General features: G+C 40.8%; 17 protein-coding genes. All 17 read left to right on the forward strand.

What is annotated here, in order from left to right; translation table 11 throughout:
• Positions 1–115: 115 nt before the first annotated feature.
• On the forward strand, positions 116–277 hold the full coding sequence (locus tag BLW54_RS20700) for a hypothetical protein (RefSeq protein ID WP_167358801.1): 162 nt from the start codon (positions 116–118) through the stop codon (positions 275–277).
• A gap of 58 nt (positions 278–335) precedes the next feature.
• Entirely contained in the window at positions 336–656 is a 321-nt protein-coding gene (locus BLW54_RS09545) for an HNH endonuclease (RefSeq protein ID WP_074734647.1), read from the forward strand.
• A gap of 105 nt (positions 657–761) precedes the next feature.
• Positions 762–1,079: a P27 family phage terminase small subunit gene (locus BLW54_RS09550; protein ID WP_035518821.1), complete on the forward strand. Its 318-nt coding sequence runs from the start codon at positions 762–764 to the stop codon at positions 1,077–1,079.
• The gene (locus tag BLW54_RS09555) at positions 1,076–2,710 is read left to right on the forward strand and encodes a terminase TerL endonuclease subunit (protein WP_074734304.1); all 1,635 of its coding nucleotides are present in this window, start codon (positions 1,076–1,078) and stop codon (positions 2,708–2,710) included. Before BLW54_RS09550 ends, BLW54_RS09555 begins: the two co-directional genes overlap by 4 nt.
• A gap of 4 nt (positions 2,711–2,714) precedes the next feature.
• Complete coding sequence (locus BLW54_RS09560) at positions 2,715–3,857, forward strand: phage portal protein (RefSeq protein WP_074734306.1); 1,143 nt, start codon at positions 2,715–2,717, stop codon at positions 3,855–3,857.
• Positions 3,854–4,639 carry a head maturation protease, ClpP-related gene (locus tag BLW54_RS09565; protein WP_074734308.1) on the forward strand — a complete coding sequence of 262 codons (786 nt, stop codon included), beginning with the start codon at positions 3,854–3,856 and terminating at the stop codon, positions 4,637–4,639. The genes BLW54_RS09560 and BLW54_RS09565 overlap by 4 nt, the downstream gene beginning before the upstream one ends.
• A 19-nt stretch (positions 4,640–4,658) precedes the next feature.
• On the forward strand, positions 4,659–5,828 hold the full coding sequence (locus tag BLW54_RS09570) for a phage major capsid protein (RefSeq protein WP_074734310.1): 1,170 nt from the start codon (positions 4,659–4,661) through the stop codon (positions 5,826–5,828).
• A 58-nt stretch (positions 5,829–5,886) separates the two neighbouring features.
• Entirely contained in the window at positions 5,887–6,138 is a 252-nt protein-coding gene (locus tag BLW54_RS09575) for a hypothetical protein (RefSeq protein ID WP_074734649.1), read from the forward strand.
• Positions 6,125–6,493 carry a head-tail adaptor protein gene (locus tag BLW54_RS09580; protein WP_074734312.1) on the forward strand — a complete coding sequence of 123 codons (369 nt, stop codon included), beginning with the start codon at positions 6,125–6,127 and terminating at the stop codon, positions 6,491–6,493. Before BLW54_RS09575 ends, BLW54_RS09580 begins: the two co-directional genes overlap by 14 nt.
• Entirely contained in the window at positions 6,490–6,885 is a 396-nt protein-coding gene (locus BLW54_RS09585; RefSeq protein WP_074734314.1) for a hypothetical protein, read from the forward strand. The genes BLW54_RS09580 and BLW54_RS09585 overlap by 4 nt, the downstream gene beginning before the upstream one ends.
• Positions 6,882–7,265 carry a hypothetical protein gene (locus tag BLW54_RS09590; RefSeq protein WP_074734316.1) on the forward strand — a complete coding sequence of 128 codons (384 nt, stop codon included), beginning with the start codon at positions 6,882–6,884 and terminating at the stop codon, positions 7,263–7,265. The genes BLW54_RS09585 and BLW54_RS09590 overlap by 4 nt, the downstream gene beginning before the upstream one ends.
• A 37-nt stretch (positions 7,266–7,302) precedes the next feature.
• Positions 7,303–7,923 carry a major tail protein gene (locus BLW54_RS09595; protein ID WP_074734318.1) on the forward strand — a complete coding sequence of 207 codons (621 nt, stop codon included), beginning with the start codon at positions 7,303–7,305 and terminating at the stop codon, positions 7,921–7,923.
• 10 nt (positions 7,924–7,933) lie between these two features.
• Entirely contained in the window at positions 7,934–9,007 is a 1,074-nt protein-coding gene (locus BLW54_RS20965) for a hypothetical protein (protein WP_074734320.1), read from the forward strand.
• Between the two features lie 59 nt (positions 9,008–9,066).
• The gene (gene gpG / locus BLW54_RS09605) at positions 9,067–9,429 is read left to right on the forward strand and encodes a phage tail assembly chaperone G (RefSeq protein ID WP_035518803.1); all 363 of its coding nucleotides are present in this window, start codon (positions 9,067–9,069) and stop codon (positions 9,427–9,429) included.
• 53 nt (positions 9,430–9,482) lie between these two features.
• Complete coding sequence (gene gpGT, locus BLW54_RS21175; protein ID WP_392387174.1) at positions 9,483–9,614, forward strand: phage tail assembly chaperone GT; 132 nt, start codon at positions 9,483–9,485, stop codon at positions 9,612–9,614.
• 37 nt (positions 9,615–9,651) lie between these two features.
• Entirely contained in the window at positions 9,652–13,482 is a 3,831-nt protein-coding gene (locus BLW54_RS09610; protein ID WP_074734322.1) for a phage tail tape measure protein, read from the forward strand.
• Complete coding sequence (locus BLW54_RS09615) at positions 13,483–14,952, forward strand: distal tail protein Dit (RefSeq protein ID WP_074734324.1); 1,470 nt, start codon at positions 13,483–13,485, stop codon at positions 14,950–14,952.
• Positions 14,953–14,998: the final 46 nt, after the last annotated feature.

Here is a 14,998-nt window from a genome sequence, read left to right on the forward strand (position 1 = left end):
AGCAGGTGTCTTTCTTTTAATATAGTGGTTCCAATTGTTGAAGGCAAACATATAGAGAATATGAAGTGAGGGCATCCTTTGTCCTTGCTTTTTTTATATATAGAGGAGTGAGATAGTGACTAAAGGTAATTGGAGTATAGATATAAAAGCTGGTCATTTGTCCAAGAAACTAAGGGCAGTCTCGACACGAATTATGCAAATAGCTGATGACTTGGATTATATAGAACAGAACTATTATGAAAAGGAAGGACAGGAGCTTGATTACGTTGAAACGTAAGATGGCCATCTACTCAAGAAGTGAAGCCATGAAGAAGGTACAAAAAGGGAAGAGTAACATGCCAGAGTACAAGGCCAAAGACCAGAAGCGTGCCTTCTATAAGTCGGATGCTTGGCAAGTGTTAAGGCAAGAAGCTTTAGTTCGTGACAATTATGAATGTCAGGAATGTAAACGACAAGGAAAAGTATTTACTGATCAACATGATCCTGAAAAACATAAACGTCTAGACGTAGACCACAAACAGGAAATCTATACACACCCAGAGCTAGCTTTAGAACTTGATAATTTAGAAACTCTTTGCATTCGTTGTCACAATCGAAAGCATAATCGATTCAAATTTAAAAAGAAAAAAAATAAATGGAACGATGAACGATGGTGATCCCCCGCCTAATATTTTCGACAAAAATTTTTAACCCGGGGAACGGGGAGGGGGGTCGATTTCCGAGATTTATCCTAAAAATTTACGTGAGAGGGGGGTGGGGGGATGGCGGTAGTTAAAATTACTGAACTTGAAAAACTGTTAAGAAATAGGATTGATACTGAAGATCTTGTCCAGGTTGAAAAAGTTGAAAGGTATATTCACTTAGTTAAAACCTTTCGGCGTATGAATACTGCGATTAGAAAAGAAGGTGAATCAGTATCTATTAAGAATGGAGCTCAAGAATACACCAAAGCTCACCCCCTTATTGCTGAGAGGAATAAAGTAAATACTCAGTTGCTAAGCATTGAACGTTCCTTTGGTTTTGAGGGGGGTAATCCGACCAAAAGTGATGGACCTGGTGATCCAAGTGATCTTATATGATTTCTAATAAGCATGTTGAAAACTATATAAATCTCTATGACACAGGAAAGATAAAACTTAATAAAGAACGAATTTTATTATTAGAGTATTTGAAGGAATATGTCTTATCCAGAGATGATGTTTATTTCGATGAAGAATTAATTAATAACTTTATTAAGTTCACCGAAAAGTGGTATTTCCCTTTGGAGCCTTTCCAGAAATTCATAGCAGCCTTTGTTTTTTTGTTTTATAAGGAAACAGGAAGAAACTTTTTTCGGAAGTTTTTAATAATGATGGGTCGTGGAGGCGGTAAAAACGGATTAATTTCCGCGTTGTCCCATTACCTTACAAGCGAATTACATGGTATTCCAAAGTATAATGTTTCAATAGTTGCCAACAGTGAAGATCAAGCGAAGACTTCTTTTGAGGAAGTATATGATGCTATTGAATCCAAGGAACCATTAGAAAAAGCTTTTTACCGCACAAAAGTTCAAATCAAAAACAACGCCACTAAAAGCATCATGAAATTTCGGACCTCTAATGCCAGTACAAAAGATGGTCTGCGTGATGGTTGTGTTATATATGATGAAATCCACCAGTACCAGACTAATGAGGTAGTTCGTGTATTCTCAAGTGGTCTTGGTAAAGTTCGAAACCCTAGAGAATTTTTCATCGGTACTGATGGATATGTTCGTGAAGGATATTTAGACACAATGAAAGAACGGGCTATGAACATCCTAGAAGGTAAAGATTTGGATGATTCCATGTTCCCTTTCATTTGCAAACTGGACAACCCTGAAGAAGTGAAAGATAAAACTTTTTGGGAAAAAGCGAACCCTATGTTTTCAGAACCACGCAGTGAATATGCTGAGGAGCTTTTTTATATTGTCCAAGAAGAATACAAGGAACTTGCTAATGATCCATCCAATCGCGAAGAATTCATGACGAAGCGGATGAACTTGCCAGAGGTAGACTTAACAAAAACGGTTGCCCCATGGGAAGACATTCTCGCAACGAACCGACCTTTCCCTGAACTTGAACACAGGACCTGTATTGGGGGACTAGATTTTGCAAGTATTAAAGACTTTGCAGCTGTCGGACTCCTTTTTAAAGTAGATGATGATTATGTATGGAAAACTCATTCCTTTGTTCGAAAAGGTTTCCTAGACAAAGTTAATTTACAAGCGCCGATAAAGAAATGGGAAGAGGCTAATTTGCTCACCATCGTTGATGAACCTGTCATTGACATATCCAATATTGTTAATTGGTTTGTGGAAATGAGAGAAATTTATGGACTGACTAAGATCATTGCGGATACATTCAGACTAGATCTTGTTAAAACTGCATTGGAAGCTGAGGGATTTGAATTAGAATACATTCGCAACCCTAAAGCCATTCATTCTCTGTTGGCTCCTAAAGTAGAGACGATGTTTGCTAAGCGGAATATTATATATGATGACAATCCATTGATGCGTTGGTATACAAATAATGTTTATGTGAAGATCAAAAAAGATGGCAACAAGGAATATTTGAAAAAAGATGAATTCAGGCGAAAAACTGATGGCTTCCAAGCTTTCATTCATGCTCTGTGGAAGGCGGATGATGAATTAGAAGAAGAAGCGGACTTCATGATAGCAGACATTAGCTTTTAGGGAGGTGAGAATGATTGGGTTACTAGACATATTTAAAAAGCACTCTGAACTAGACTTCATGTTGGATATGGAGCTTCTTGAGGAGAACATGAATAAAGTTCACTTGAAGAGATTGGCTATTCAAACGTGCATTAACATGATCGCTCGCACAATCAGTCAATCCGAGTTCAGGGTGAAAAAAGGCAAAGAAGTTATAAAAGATGAAATGTATTATCGGTTAAATGTGCGTCCGAATAAAAACATGACGGCAAGCACGTTTTGGCAAACAGTCATTTATAAATTGGTTTATGACAACGAATGCTTGATCATACAGTCAGATACAGATGATCTTTTAATAGCTGATGACTTTACTCGTAACGAATATCCATTGGTCGGTGACACTTTTACAGGGGTAATGATTAAAGATTTTGAATATAACCGAACTTTCAGGATGGATGATGTTTTTTACTTTCAATACAGTAATGAAAAAATTTCTACCTTGATTGATGGCGTGTTTAAAGATTACGGAGAGCTTTTTGGACGTCTGGTTGAATTTCAAAAAAGAAAGAACCAAATCCGTGCCACTGTAGATCTTGAAAGCATCAATACCAAAGATGCGGACACAATGGACAAATTACAAAAATTCATCGATAAAATGTATAAAGCCATTTCGGAAAAGTCTGTGGCTATTGTTCCTCAACAAAAGGGTTTTACCTATAATGAAAAGTCGAATACCGTTGAGACTCAAAACGTCGATGACATTAATAAAACCGCCAAAGGTTTTTTGGATCATGTGGCTAAATCTCTTGGCATTCCTATTGCTCTGCTTCATGGGGAAATGGCAGATGTAGAGAAACAGACAAGGAATTATATGACCTTCTGTATTGATCCTTTGTTGAAGATGATCGGGGATGAATTAAATGACAAGGCCATTACTAAAAAAGACTTTATGAATGGAACAAGAATGGACATACGACGCATTTCTTATAGTAATTTATTTGACTTAGCTTCCAGTATCGATAAGCTAGTATCTTCAGGCGCTTTTACTGGAAATGAGATTCGTAGAGAAGCGGGTCATGAAGATAGTGAGGATCCAAAACTTGATAAGCATATTGTAACGAAGAACTATCAAGAAATGGGATCACTTGAAGGGGGTGAGAAAGAATGACAGATGAGCTAAGAGCACAGGTGAAAGAGATGATGAATAAAAGGCCGGATATTCGTTTTGAAGCGAATGGGGAGAGCAAAGAGTACTCCTTGTATGTTTATGGTCCAATTGGCGGTTTCTTTTTCAGTGAAAACAATGCTCAAAATGTTCGACGGAAACTCCAAGATATTGATGCAGAGAAAATCCATGTTCATATCAACTCGCCTGGTGGTTCAGCGTTTGAAGGAGTTGCTATTGGCAACATTCTTAAAAATCACAAGGCTGAAACAATCGCACATATTGACGGGATGGCAGCGAGTGCAGCTTCCGTGATTGCCGTTGCTTGCGATAAAGTCATAATGCCAGAGAATACGATGATGATGATTCATCGCGCTTCCACTATTGTCTGGGGAAATGCAAGAGAAATGGAGAAAACAGCTAATGACTTAAAGAAAATTGATAAAGCGTTAGGGGCTTCATATAAAAAACGCTTCGTTGGTTCTGATGCTGACCTGGATGAACTGTTGGATGAAGAAACTTATCTCACGGCAGAAGAAGCGGTCGCTTTCGGACTAGCCGATGTAGTAGGAGAGGAAATTGAAATTCAAGATTTAGAGGATCTGGACAATGACGAGGATGGAGAGGAAGAACCTTTCCAAAATGCAAAAGATCGCCTCATCGCAAAGCTCGGCCGACAAAATGAGCCAGCTGCACAACTAAATAGTAATCAAGGTAAAGAGCATACTCCTGATCCTGCGGAACAACCAAAGCAGAACTTGAGTAAGCTCTTTTTAAATATCTAAAAATAGGGAGGCAACAAAAATGCCAATTAAATTTACGAATTTTGAAGACAAGAAGAAAGCATTCGCTGAAGCCGTTCATAATGAGGATGCAGAAAAACAATCAGAAGCATTAAATGAAATGATTGAAGCTCTTGCTGGAGATGTCCAAAAGGATATCTTAAATCAAGTAAACACACAGATGAATGATAATGCCATCATGCAGTCACGTGGAGAGAATGTGCTCACAAGTGAAGAGATGAAATTCTTTAATGCGGTAGTAGAAGATGGAGGCTTTAAAGAAACTGAAACTCTCCCTAAGACGACTCAAGAGCGAGTATTTAAAGACTTGGTAGAGGAACATCCGTTTCTTCAAGCTGTAGGGGTTCAAAACCTTGGAGCTGTGACGGAATTCATTTACGGTAATCCAGAAGGAGCGGCTGTTTGGGGTGACTTGTTCAACGGGATTAGTGGCCAACTGAACGCGACGTTCCGTAAAGAGAAGATCACTCAACTCAAATTAACAGCCTTTATTCCACTTTCCAATGATATGTTGAAATTGGGACCAGCCTGGATTGAACGTTATGTACGAACAATGATGAAAGAGGCAATGTCTGCTGGACTTGAACGGGGCTATATTGCTGGGCGCGGTCCAAATCAAAAAGAACCGATTGGTCTCTTGAAAACAGTAGATGCAGAAACAGGCGCGGTAACTGACAAGGCGGCAGCAGGGACGCTGACCTTCGAACCTGGAAAAACGACCGTCCAAGAACTCAAAGGTGTAGTAGAAAAACTTTCTACACATCAAGTGAAAGGTACAGAGAAGTACCGAAATGTAGCAGGAAAAATTGTTATGGTCGTAAACCCATTCGATAAAATCAGTGTTCAAGCGAATGCGACGGTTCAGAATGCTAACGGTGCTTATGTAACCAATTTACCTTTCAATCCGACAATTGTGGAATCGCAATTTGTTCCTAAAGGTAAAGCGGTGTTCTTTGTGAAAGGGGAATATCTTGCTGCCGTGGGAGGAACAGATCCAATTAAGAAATTTGATCAAACGATGGCACTTGAAGATGCAACCCTATATATTGCGAAGCAGTATGCAACTGGTAAGCCGATCGATGAGTATGCTGCTCAAGTCTATACCCTGCAATTAGACGACTCAGCAACCACTACAACATCAACTACTACTACGACTACAACTTCAGCCTAAGGGGATGATGTGATTGACTGAAATCACACCTAAGATTCTTGAAGAGTTTAAGAGGCGAATGCATATTTCTCATAATGAGGATGAAAATTTGAAGCATCATCTGTCATTCTCTTATAAGGCTATTCAACGAAAATGCGGCCCTTTTGATATCTTGGCCGAGGAACAAGGGAAAGAGTTAGTATTCGAACGCGCACGTTATGCTTATAACGATGCGCTTGAATACTTTGATGATAATTTTTTGAGTGAACTTAATTCATTCGGATTAGCTCTTGCCTTCGCAGCAGAGGAGGAGACAGATGAAACCATTTAAATACAAGCCTCCCAGAACACATACTGGTGAGCTCAGGACCCCTGTCTCCTTTTTCGAGTCTGAGGCTAACGAAGGGCCAATGCCTGGTGAGTCAAAGGGAGAAACTTTGTATTCGTGTTTTGCGAAAGTAGATGAGGTATGGATGAAGGACATAGAGGTTGCTAAGGCAAACGGAACCTTGTCAGATGTAACGTTGACGATAAGGGACCCTCTTTCAACTTTTCGACCAACCAATAAACACCACGTCACCATCGATCATTCTCATTACCAAGGCAAGACGTACCGGATTAAAGAAGTCCAACCTGATATGCAAAACCGTCAGTTTGTCCGCGTTATTGCAGGGGTAAGCGAATGAGTGGTGTAGATATTAAAGGGCTTCCTAAGTTGTTAGCAGAATTGGAAAAGAAATTCGGGAAAGAAGCTTTACAACGGGTGAGCGATAAGGGGTTAGAGGATGGAGCTGAAGTGTTTGTTAAAGAGTTGAAAGCTGAGTTTGAAAGATTTAAAGACACAGGAGCCTCTATAGAGGAAATAACCGTATCTAAACCTATGTGGGTAGCAGGTGTACGTACAGTGAAAGTTCACTGGAAAGGCCCTCATGATCGTTATCGAATCATCCACCTAAATGAGTTTGGGACAGTTAAAAACCCTAACCCAGCTGGTAAGGGTGCGATAGCACGAGCTATGAGGAATGCAGAAAACGCCTATCGCAATGCAATCTTAAGGGCGGTGAAGAGAGGGTTATGAAACTTCAAGAAATATATGATGCTCTGATTGCTGACCCGTATATCAAAGCACAAGCAGCTGAAAGGATTAAATTTTATGAATTTCCAGAAGCGGAAAGCCTGGTAAACACTCATATCATCATTGACCCTTTAGATGTCCCCCGACCTGCTGAATTTGCAGATGATATGTGGTTGAAGGAGAGTCACCTTTATCAGATTGATGTTTGGTCCAAGGATAATTCAATTACTGAATCGTTAGCCGTCCATATCCAGAATTTAATGTGGAGCTTAGGATTTGCCCAGCGCGGTGGAGTTCCAGAATGGGACAAAGATTTTAATGTGTTTAGAGATGCCCGCAGGTACACGGGAACCGTATATAGAGATGATTTTGACACCTTATGAGGTGTATTTTTTTATGAATAAATAAGGAGTGATTATAGTGGCTGAAAAAGATTACAAAGCGTCTACTGGTGTGGAAGAATTTTATTATGCCCCACTGGATGAGACAGGAACTAGCATAGTAAAGGCAGATCCATCACGCGTGAAGTTTTTGCAGAATCTCACGGTTGAAATGCCGCAAGAAGCAGTTAGGGCATGGGGGGATAACCAAGTTGCCGAAATTGCTGTATCAAGTGGAAACATATCCGTTACGTCTGCCTTTCATAAAGTTCCCAGCGAGGATAAGAAAGTATTGTTTGGGCTTGAAGAATCCACAAACGGCCTTCTTGCACATGGGTCTTCAGACAACCCTCCATATGTGGCTGTTGTTTTTGCGAAAACTTATGAAGATGGATCCAAAGAATGGGTTGGTCTTACAAAAGGGATGTTTATGCGCCCGAACAAATCAGGATCCACTAAACAAGAAACAACCGAATTTTCTAGTGAAGAGATTACAGCAGCTTTTATGGATCGGGAAGTTAATGGGTTTGATGATGAAAAATCAGTTGTCTTCGCTAAAGAGGTTAAAGGTGAAACAACGAAACGGGATGCTTTATTCCAAGCGGTGTTCGGCAAGTCCTACCCAACAACTACGACTACAACAACTACGACCTCCGCCTAGGGGTTAACAGATGAAATATATTCTATGCCAACCAGCCATTAAACGGTTTGAATGGGAACTTGAAGTCTGCCTTACACGGTTAAAAAAATTAGGGATTAAAGAGATTGTCCTGCTGTTTGCTCGGCAGGATGATCAAATCCCTAAGTATTTCGAAGAGAAATATCAAGCGGAAGTCCATGTGTATGATGATCGACGAAATGATAAAACATATATTCCTTCCATAAAGCCTTACCTCTGGATGAAGTATCTTGAAGAAGACCGGGCAAGAGAAAGTGGAACCTATTTCTACTTAGACAGTGATGTTCTTTTGCGGAAGATACCAGAGGTACATCCTACAGAGAATTTGTGGTTAGCCTCATCTTGTGAGAGCTATTTAAGTATTGAGTATATTGGTAGTAAGGGAGACGGTTTACTGGAGCGGATGTGCCAATTCATTGAGGTGGATCCGGTACTAATCAGAAAGAATAACCCCATCGGTGGTGCTCAATGGGCTATCCAATCCCCTACTTACTCATACTGGAAGAAAGTCTATGAAGATTCCGTAAAGCTTTTTAAATTTTTGAGTGAGATAGAATCAGAATATGTAAGAAAGCACGAGTCCGGTTATACTCCTATCCAAAAATGGACAGCGGAAATGTGGGCGCAATTATGGAATGTGTTTCATTTTAAAAAAAGTGTTGAGACTCCTAGTGAACTAAACTTTTGCTGGCCAACAGATAATGTTGATCGATACTCCGAAACGAACATTTATCATAATGCAGGGGTGATGAACGATCATCAAGGACTTTTCTTCAAGGGGAAGTATACGAATCATACGCCCTTTAACGATACATTTGAACAGATTGACCAATCAATGGCTTCCCTTAAGTATGTGGAAGCAATAGGAGAGGTGAAAACGGCAATGGCAAAAGCTAAATATGAAGTTATTGAAAGTTTCCGTGATTTGGAGGAAGACAAGGAATACTTCAAAGGGGATCGCTTTCCCAAACCAGCGAATAAGAGGGTATCCGAGGAACGACTGAAAGAATTGTCTTCAGAAAGTAATAAGGCCAAACGTCCATTAATTAAAAAAGTTGAAGAGTAGAAACAGTAGTAAATTCTTCTGTTTTATTTTATTTTCAAAAACGAAAGGGAGATTAATAAATGGCAAATCTAAAAAGACAAATGATCGAGCTGGTTAAAGAAGTAAAAGATGAAGGTGAGGTTGTAACGGAAAAGTTCCTTACTCCTGCATTCCTTCATTTTAGTGTTGTGTATGAAGCTATGGATTTAGCGGAGGAAGTTTTTGAATCAAGCAATAATTCTTTGAAAGAAGAAAAAGAAAAGATTGATAAGGCCCTTATTTTTATTGCAGATCGTCTTTATAATAAACAGTTTACTAAAGAAGAGTTGTTTAACGGTTTGCATGGTCCAAACGCTATCGCGACCATTCAGGAACAAATCATTTTTGCTGCCAACGGGGTCCAAAGTGATGAGACAAAAAAGTTCCTGGAGAAGAAGAATTAACGGATAAAGATTTCACATATGAAAAGCAGAAATACTATGCTGATAAGTTGATCATGGACATGATGAAAAATGGTAAGGACATCAATGAAATATTAAGTATGCCGTACCATTTTGTACTCGAAATACTTACAGAAAAAAATAAACCAAAAGAAGAAAAGTCTCTTATCGCTGCTTTCGGTGGATAAGGGGCTTTTTTGTGCGGTCTAAGAAAGGAGGGGGAACATGGAGAAGATAGAAGGTTTGTCCATAGGTCTCGACTTAGATTCCTTAAAGGTTGAACGCGGGCTAAAAGGTTTGAAAGACCGATTGAAAACGGTCAATAGTGAAATGAAAAGCAATATGTCTGCGTTCGATCGATCCGACCAATCCCTTTCCAAGTATGAAACTCGTCTTCAAGGATTGAATAAAAAGCTTGGCGTGCAAAAACAAGTGACCAAAGAAGCTCGGGCAGAATATGACAAGATGGTCCGAGAGCATGGTGAAGGATCTAAGCAGGCAGAAAAAGCGGCTAGGGAGTACAACAATCAAGCTGCTGCATTAAATAACCTTGATCGATATGTAGGTAATGCTCGTAAAGAGTTAGAGCAAATGCGCAAGGAGCAAGAATTTGCTAATTCCAGGTGGGGAAAGCTCAGTCAAAACCTCGGTGACTTTTCTGGTAAATTAGATTCTGCTGGCCAAAAAATGACTAGTGCTGGCCACACGATGACTATGGGGCTTACGTTACCTATTATGGGAATGGGTGCAGCGGCCATGAAAACAGGTGCAGATTTTGAAGCGGCTATGAGTGAAGTACAAGCCACTTCTGGGGCTACAGGTGAAGACTTAGAGAAGCTTGAGGGTTTAGCTAAGGATATGGGTGCGACAACAAGATTCAGTGCATCTGAGAGTGCAGAAGCCCTCAAATACATGTCATTGGCTGGATGGGACACTCAGCAAATGATGAACGGTCTTCCTGGGGTTCTCGACCTAGCGGCTGCAGGGAACATGGAATTGGCCAGAGCTTCCGATATAGTCACCGATACCATGAGTATGTATAAGATGGAAGCGGAACAAGCCGGTCATGCCTCGGATGTATTCGCTTATGCGCAAGCGAACGCTAACACGAATGTAGAGCAAATGGGCGAAGCTATGAAATACGCTGGACCTGTTGCCAACAGTCTTGGAATAAGTTTTGAAGATACGGCAGGCGCTATGATGGTGTTAGCGGATAGTGGACTGAAAGGTTCTATGGCTGGGCAAGCATTTGCTTCTTCACTTGGCAGACTAGCAAAGCCAACCAAACAGATGAAGGGCACTATGGAAGAGCTGAGTCTGTCATTCTTCGATGCTGAAGGAAATATGAAATCCATGCCTGATATCATTAAAGAGATTGAAGATGGCACTCAAGGCATGAACAAAGAACAGAAATCCGCGGCTCTTACTACCTTGTTTGGTGCCGAAGCATATAAACATTGGGCTGTTTTATTAGAAGGCGGTTCAGAAACATTAGCAGATAACACGAAAGAACTGGAAAACGCTAATGGAGCTGCTGGTGAAATGGCAGAGACCATGAGTGACAATGCTCGCGGAAAAATGAAAGAATTCACGTCTGCTCTTGAAGGATTGTCAATTATGGCATCGGAGCATCTACTTCCACCTTTTACCAAAATTGTAGAAACGGCAACGGAGTGGATCCGGAAGTTCGGTGAAATGGAGCCTAAAACCCAAAAGAACATTCTAGCCATTGCTGGATTGGCCGCAGCGATCGGACCTTTGTCTATAGTAATGGGAACTACTCTACGGACCGTGGGCCTTTTCACGGGAGGACTTTCAAAGTCCATACGTTTCTTTGGGATGATGGGCAAGAGTTCTAAGGACACAAGAAAAGAGTTGGATACATTCGGTGGAACAGCTGTCCAGTCAGGTGATCAAGCCGTCAAAAGCGCAGGGTCCTTTAACAAAGCTTCCGGAAGTCTTACAAAGGTTGGAAAGGTTGCAGGGGTTGCTAGTTTAGGACTAGGCGGTTTAATGGGACCGATGGGTCTTTTAGCTACAATGGCTATTCCTGAACTGATCAAAGGTGGAAAGAAACTTCATGATCATCTCCAAGAGGATAGCATCCCTGCCGTGGAAGACTTTGGAGATAAGGTTTCGGATTCAACCACAGAAGCGGTACTAGGATATAAAAAGCTGAATGATGAAGCTACTGCTGAATTAAATGAATTGTTCTGGAGCGGTCAAGAAATCACAGATGAGAATTCCCAAAAATTAGTGAAAACTTTTGAGGAAATGACTAGTCAAATCAGTACCGCGATGGAAACCAAATTTGATGAATCCTATCAATCGATGCAAGAGTTTTTTGCGAATTCTAAAGAGCTTTCAGAAAAAGAACAAGAAGAAATGCTAACAGGCATGCAAGAGAGTCATGAGGAAAGAAAGAAAACCCTTCAGGAGCAGTTGGCGCGTATTAAAGAGATCCGTGAAACAGCTGCAGAAGAAAACCGAGGGATCACCAGAGAAGAGCAAAGGGAAATAAACCGCATCCAAAAAGAAATGAAGACTACAGCTGTTCAAACGATGACTGAATCGGAAGTTGAACAAAAAGCCATCATGGAACGCTTGAGAAATGATGCTTCTGAAATAACCGCACGTCAAGCAGCAGATACAGTGAAAAACAGTAAGGAAGCAAAAGATGGTGCTGTAAAGGAAGCAGAAGAGAAATACCAAAAGGTAGTTCAAAACGCTATCCTACAAAGAGATGAGACGGGTGCTTGGTCTAAAGAAGAAGCGGATACAGTTATTGAAGAAGCAAAAAGACAACGCGATGAATCTGTGAAAAAAGCAGAGGAGATGCACCGCGATGTCGTTGCAGAAGCAAAGGAACAAGCAGAAGATCATGTTGATGAAGTCAATTGGGCAACAGGAGAGATCTTATCGAAATGGGATCAGTTTAGCATCGACTTAACGGTGAAACTAGGAGAAATTGGAGGCAAAGCCCTATCTAAATGGGGAGAGATGAAAGAGGACGCCATTGAAGGTGGTAAAGGCATAACATCCGGTATTGTTGAAGGGATAGATGATGGCGACTTCAGTGTAATGAAGGCTATCCGTGGAGTAGCGTCTAACTTGATTAAAACCTTTAAAAAGAAATTAGGTATACGTTCACCATCCCGTGTGTTTAAAGGTATGGGCGTCCATATTATCGAGGGGCTTTCTCAAGGTTTGTCTTGGGGGAACCTAAAAGACATTGGGGTTAGAACCCTTCAAGACTATGGCGGCGGCCTCAAGGAAGGTTGGAATAACGTCAAAGGTTTCATGAGCGGTCTCCTCGGAGGCGGAGGATCCGTTGGTGGAGATGTAGGTTCATGGCTTATGCAAGCGATTGGTCTAACTGGTGTTCCTTCTAGTTGGTTGGGTCCTTTGTCTACAATAGCTAAACATGAGTCTGGCGGTAACCCGAGAGCTCAAAATAACTGGGATATTAACGCTAAGAGAGGAATTCCAAGTAAAGGTTTAATGCAAACCATTGGACCAACATTTAATGCGAATAAGTTGCCAGGTTTAAACGACATATTTAACCCTGTTCATAATGCGGCTGCTGCTATCCAATACATTAAAAGACGTTACGGAAGTGTGTTTAATGTGCCGGGTATTAAAGCAATGGCCAGAGGCGGTAGTTATGTTGGATATGAAACAGGTGGTTTTGTTAAGAACCGAGGTCTATATGAATTGGCTGAAGGCGGACATGGCGAATGGATCATTCCTACTGACCCCGCTAGAAGGACAGATGCCCAAAAACTTTTGGCGCTAGCAGGTAAGGATATAGATCAGGGAAATAAAAGGCCGTATCAATTGTCTGCGCCAACACCTCAAGATGATAGCATTGATCTCAAAAAAGTTTATGAAAAGCTTGAACAACAAGTCGTAGAAACAAAGCAAGCGGTTTATTTGTTATCACAGATTTTGCTTAAAAATACTGACATATACCTTGATTCTGATACTTTAGGTGGTTCTTTGGAACCGGTTATTTCTGAAATACAAAAAACGAAAAGTCATAGGGGGCTTTTATAGATGAGGAAAAGTTTTAAATTCAACAATATAAGAAAGCCTTGGCTCTATTTAGAAAAGGGCCGATCCAAGCCCCCTTTCGCTGCTGTATCCAGAGAAATTTTAAAAGTTCCTGGCATGCCTGGGGGTTATTTAGAAGGAACTGAAATAGAGCCTTTAGTTATTAGACAGCCTGTTGGGTTCAAAGTTAAAGATGATGAACATGCATTACAGTTGAAAGAAGAATTGGCCGATTGGCTGTTTACGGAAAAATCTGCTCCTCTAGAGTTAGATGATGAGCCTGGGAGGACGTATTATGCTATTGTACAAAACACCCTTGATGACTTTGACCGAATAGTTTCCCTGAGAAGGGGGACTATTCAATTTTTATGTCTGGATCCATATGGATTTGGGGATGAAGAGAATGCAACGTTTTCTAATGATGGAGTAACTATCATGAATAATGGCACCGTTGAAACAAAGCCTCGGTTTGAGATCGATGTTCTTAAAGACACGTTATTTATGGACCTTGTTTCAGCAGTGGGGCCTTACATGAGAGTGGGGGAACCAGGAGAACTGGACACGCCCCCTTACGAACGCCGGAGTCTCGTAATGGATGATTTATGTACAAGCACAGAGGGGTGGAATGTCGCAGATGCGGTAGACAACGGTTATATCCGGGGGAATATTCTAGCTACTCCTGATGGTTTCGTTCCTGAAACATTCGGGGCGGCTGTTGAACCTTACGCTTGGCAAGGTCCCTCATTAAAAAAACAAATCGTTGATGTTAATGGAAACCCTATGTCCGTTGATAATTTTCAGTTAGACATTCCATTGGAATTGTTGAACGTCGGAAATGGGACAGGCATGATTGAAGCCTACTGTAAAGATATAGACAATCACATTGTTACGAAAATAGGCATAGAAGACGTGTGGCGAGGAATGGAACGTATTCAGGCGAAGATGCAGCTGGGTGATATAGGAAATCGAGAACAGTATTACACCCAAGCTGATTATGGTTATGGATGGAACGATTTCAAAGGAATTATGCGATTGTATCGGGATGATTATTCAGGGGAGAAACGTATTCGGCCATACTTTGCAATCCGCAAACCAGATGGAACACATGATTGGGTACGCTCTCAATACTATTATGAAGACGTTGAAGAAAACTATCAAAACCCTATTACCCAAATTCAACTGGCTTTCAGAAAATGGCCCTCTCGTACAGAAGCCAAAATGAAAGTGAATCGAGTGACTCTCTGGGAGTACCATACGGAACCTGAAAAAATCCCTTACCTTCTTCGTGCAGGGGATAAAGTCATCATTGATATGAAAGATCGACTTATTTTAATCAATGGGGAAGATCGGACAGAAGAGTTAGGTGAATTCGGCGTCTCATTCTTTTCGTTATACCCTGGTGGAAATACCCTGTTTCAATTTCCTGAGAATACTTTTCAAACCAAGATATATTGGTCACCAAAATACAGATGATTAAAAGTATCTTGATAGAACTCATAAGGGTTCTTTTTTTTATGAG

The sequence above is a fragment of the Halobacillus karajensis genome (genome assembly GCF_900108515.1).
Taxonomy (GTDB): domain Bacteria; phylum Bacillota; class Bacilli; order Bacillales; family Halobacillaceae; genus Halobacillus; species Halobacillus karajensis.

Excerpts from the sequence above, each read along its gene's own strand:
- BLW54_RS09545 (WP_074734647.1), top strand. The coding sequence starts at position 336 with ATGCCAGAGTACAAGGCCAAAGACCAGAAGCGTGCCTTCTATAAGTCG.
- BLW54_RS09550 (WP_035518821.1), top strand. The coding sequence starts at position 762 with ATGGCGGTAGTTAAAATTACTGAACTTGAAAAACTGTTAAGAAATAGG.
- BLW54_RS09555 (WP_074734304.1), top strand. The coding sequence starts at position 1,076 with ATGATTTCTAATAAGCATGTTGAAAACTATATAAATCTCTATGACACA.
- BLW54_RS09565 (WP_074734308.1), top strand. The coding sequence starts at position 3,854 with ATGACAGATGAGCTAAGAGCACAGGTGAAAGAGATGATGAATAAAAGG.
- BLW54_RS09570 (WP_074734310.1), top strand. The coding sequence starts at position 4,659 with ATGCCAATTAAATTTACGAATTTTGAAGACAAGAAGAAAGCATTCGCT.
- BLW54_RS09575 (WP_074734649.1), top strand. The coding sequence starts at position 5,887 with ATGCATATTTCTCATAATGAGGATGAAAATTTGAAGCATCATCTGTCA.
- BLW54_RS09580 (WP_074734312.1), top strand. The coding sequence starts at position 6,125 with ATGAAACCATTTAAATACAAGCCTCCCAGAACACATACTGGTGAGCTC.
- BLW54_RS09585 (WP_074734314.1), top strand. The coding sequence starts at position 6,490 with ATGAGTGGTGTAGATATTAAAGGGCTTCCTAAGTTGTTAGCAGAATTG.
- BLW54_RS09590 (WP_074734316.1), top strand. The coding sequence starts at position 6,882 with ATGAAACTTCAAGAAATATATGATGCTCTGATTGCTGACCCGTATATC.
- BLW54_RS20965 (WP_074734320.1), top strand. The coding sequence starts at position 7,934 with ATGAAATATATTCTATGCCAACCAGCCATTAAACGGTTTGAATGGGAA.
- gpG (WP_035518803.1), top strand. The coding sequence starts at position 9,067 with ATGGCAAATCTAAAAAGACAAATGATCGAGCTGGTTAAAGAAGTAAAA.
- gpGT (WP_392387174.1), top strand. The coding sequence starts at position 9,483 with ATGGACATGATGAAAAATGGTAAGGACATCAATGAAATATTAAGTATG.
- BLW54_RS09610 (WP_074734322.1), top strand. The coding sequence starts at position 9,652 with ATGGAGAAGATAGAAGGTTTGTCCATAGGTCTCGACTTAGATTCCTTA.
- BLW54_RS09615 (WP_074734324.1), top strand. The coding sequence starts at position 13,483 with ATGAGGAAAAGTTTTAAATTCAACAATATAAGAAAGCCTTGGCTCTAT.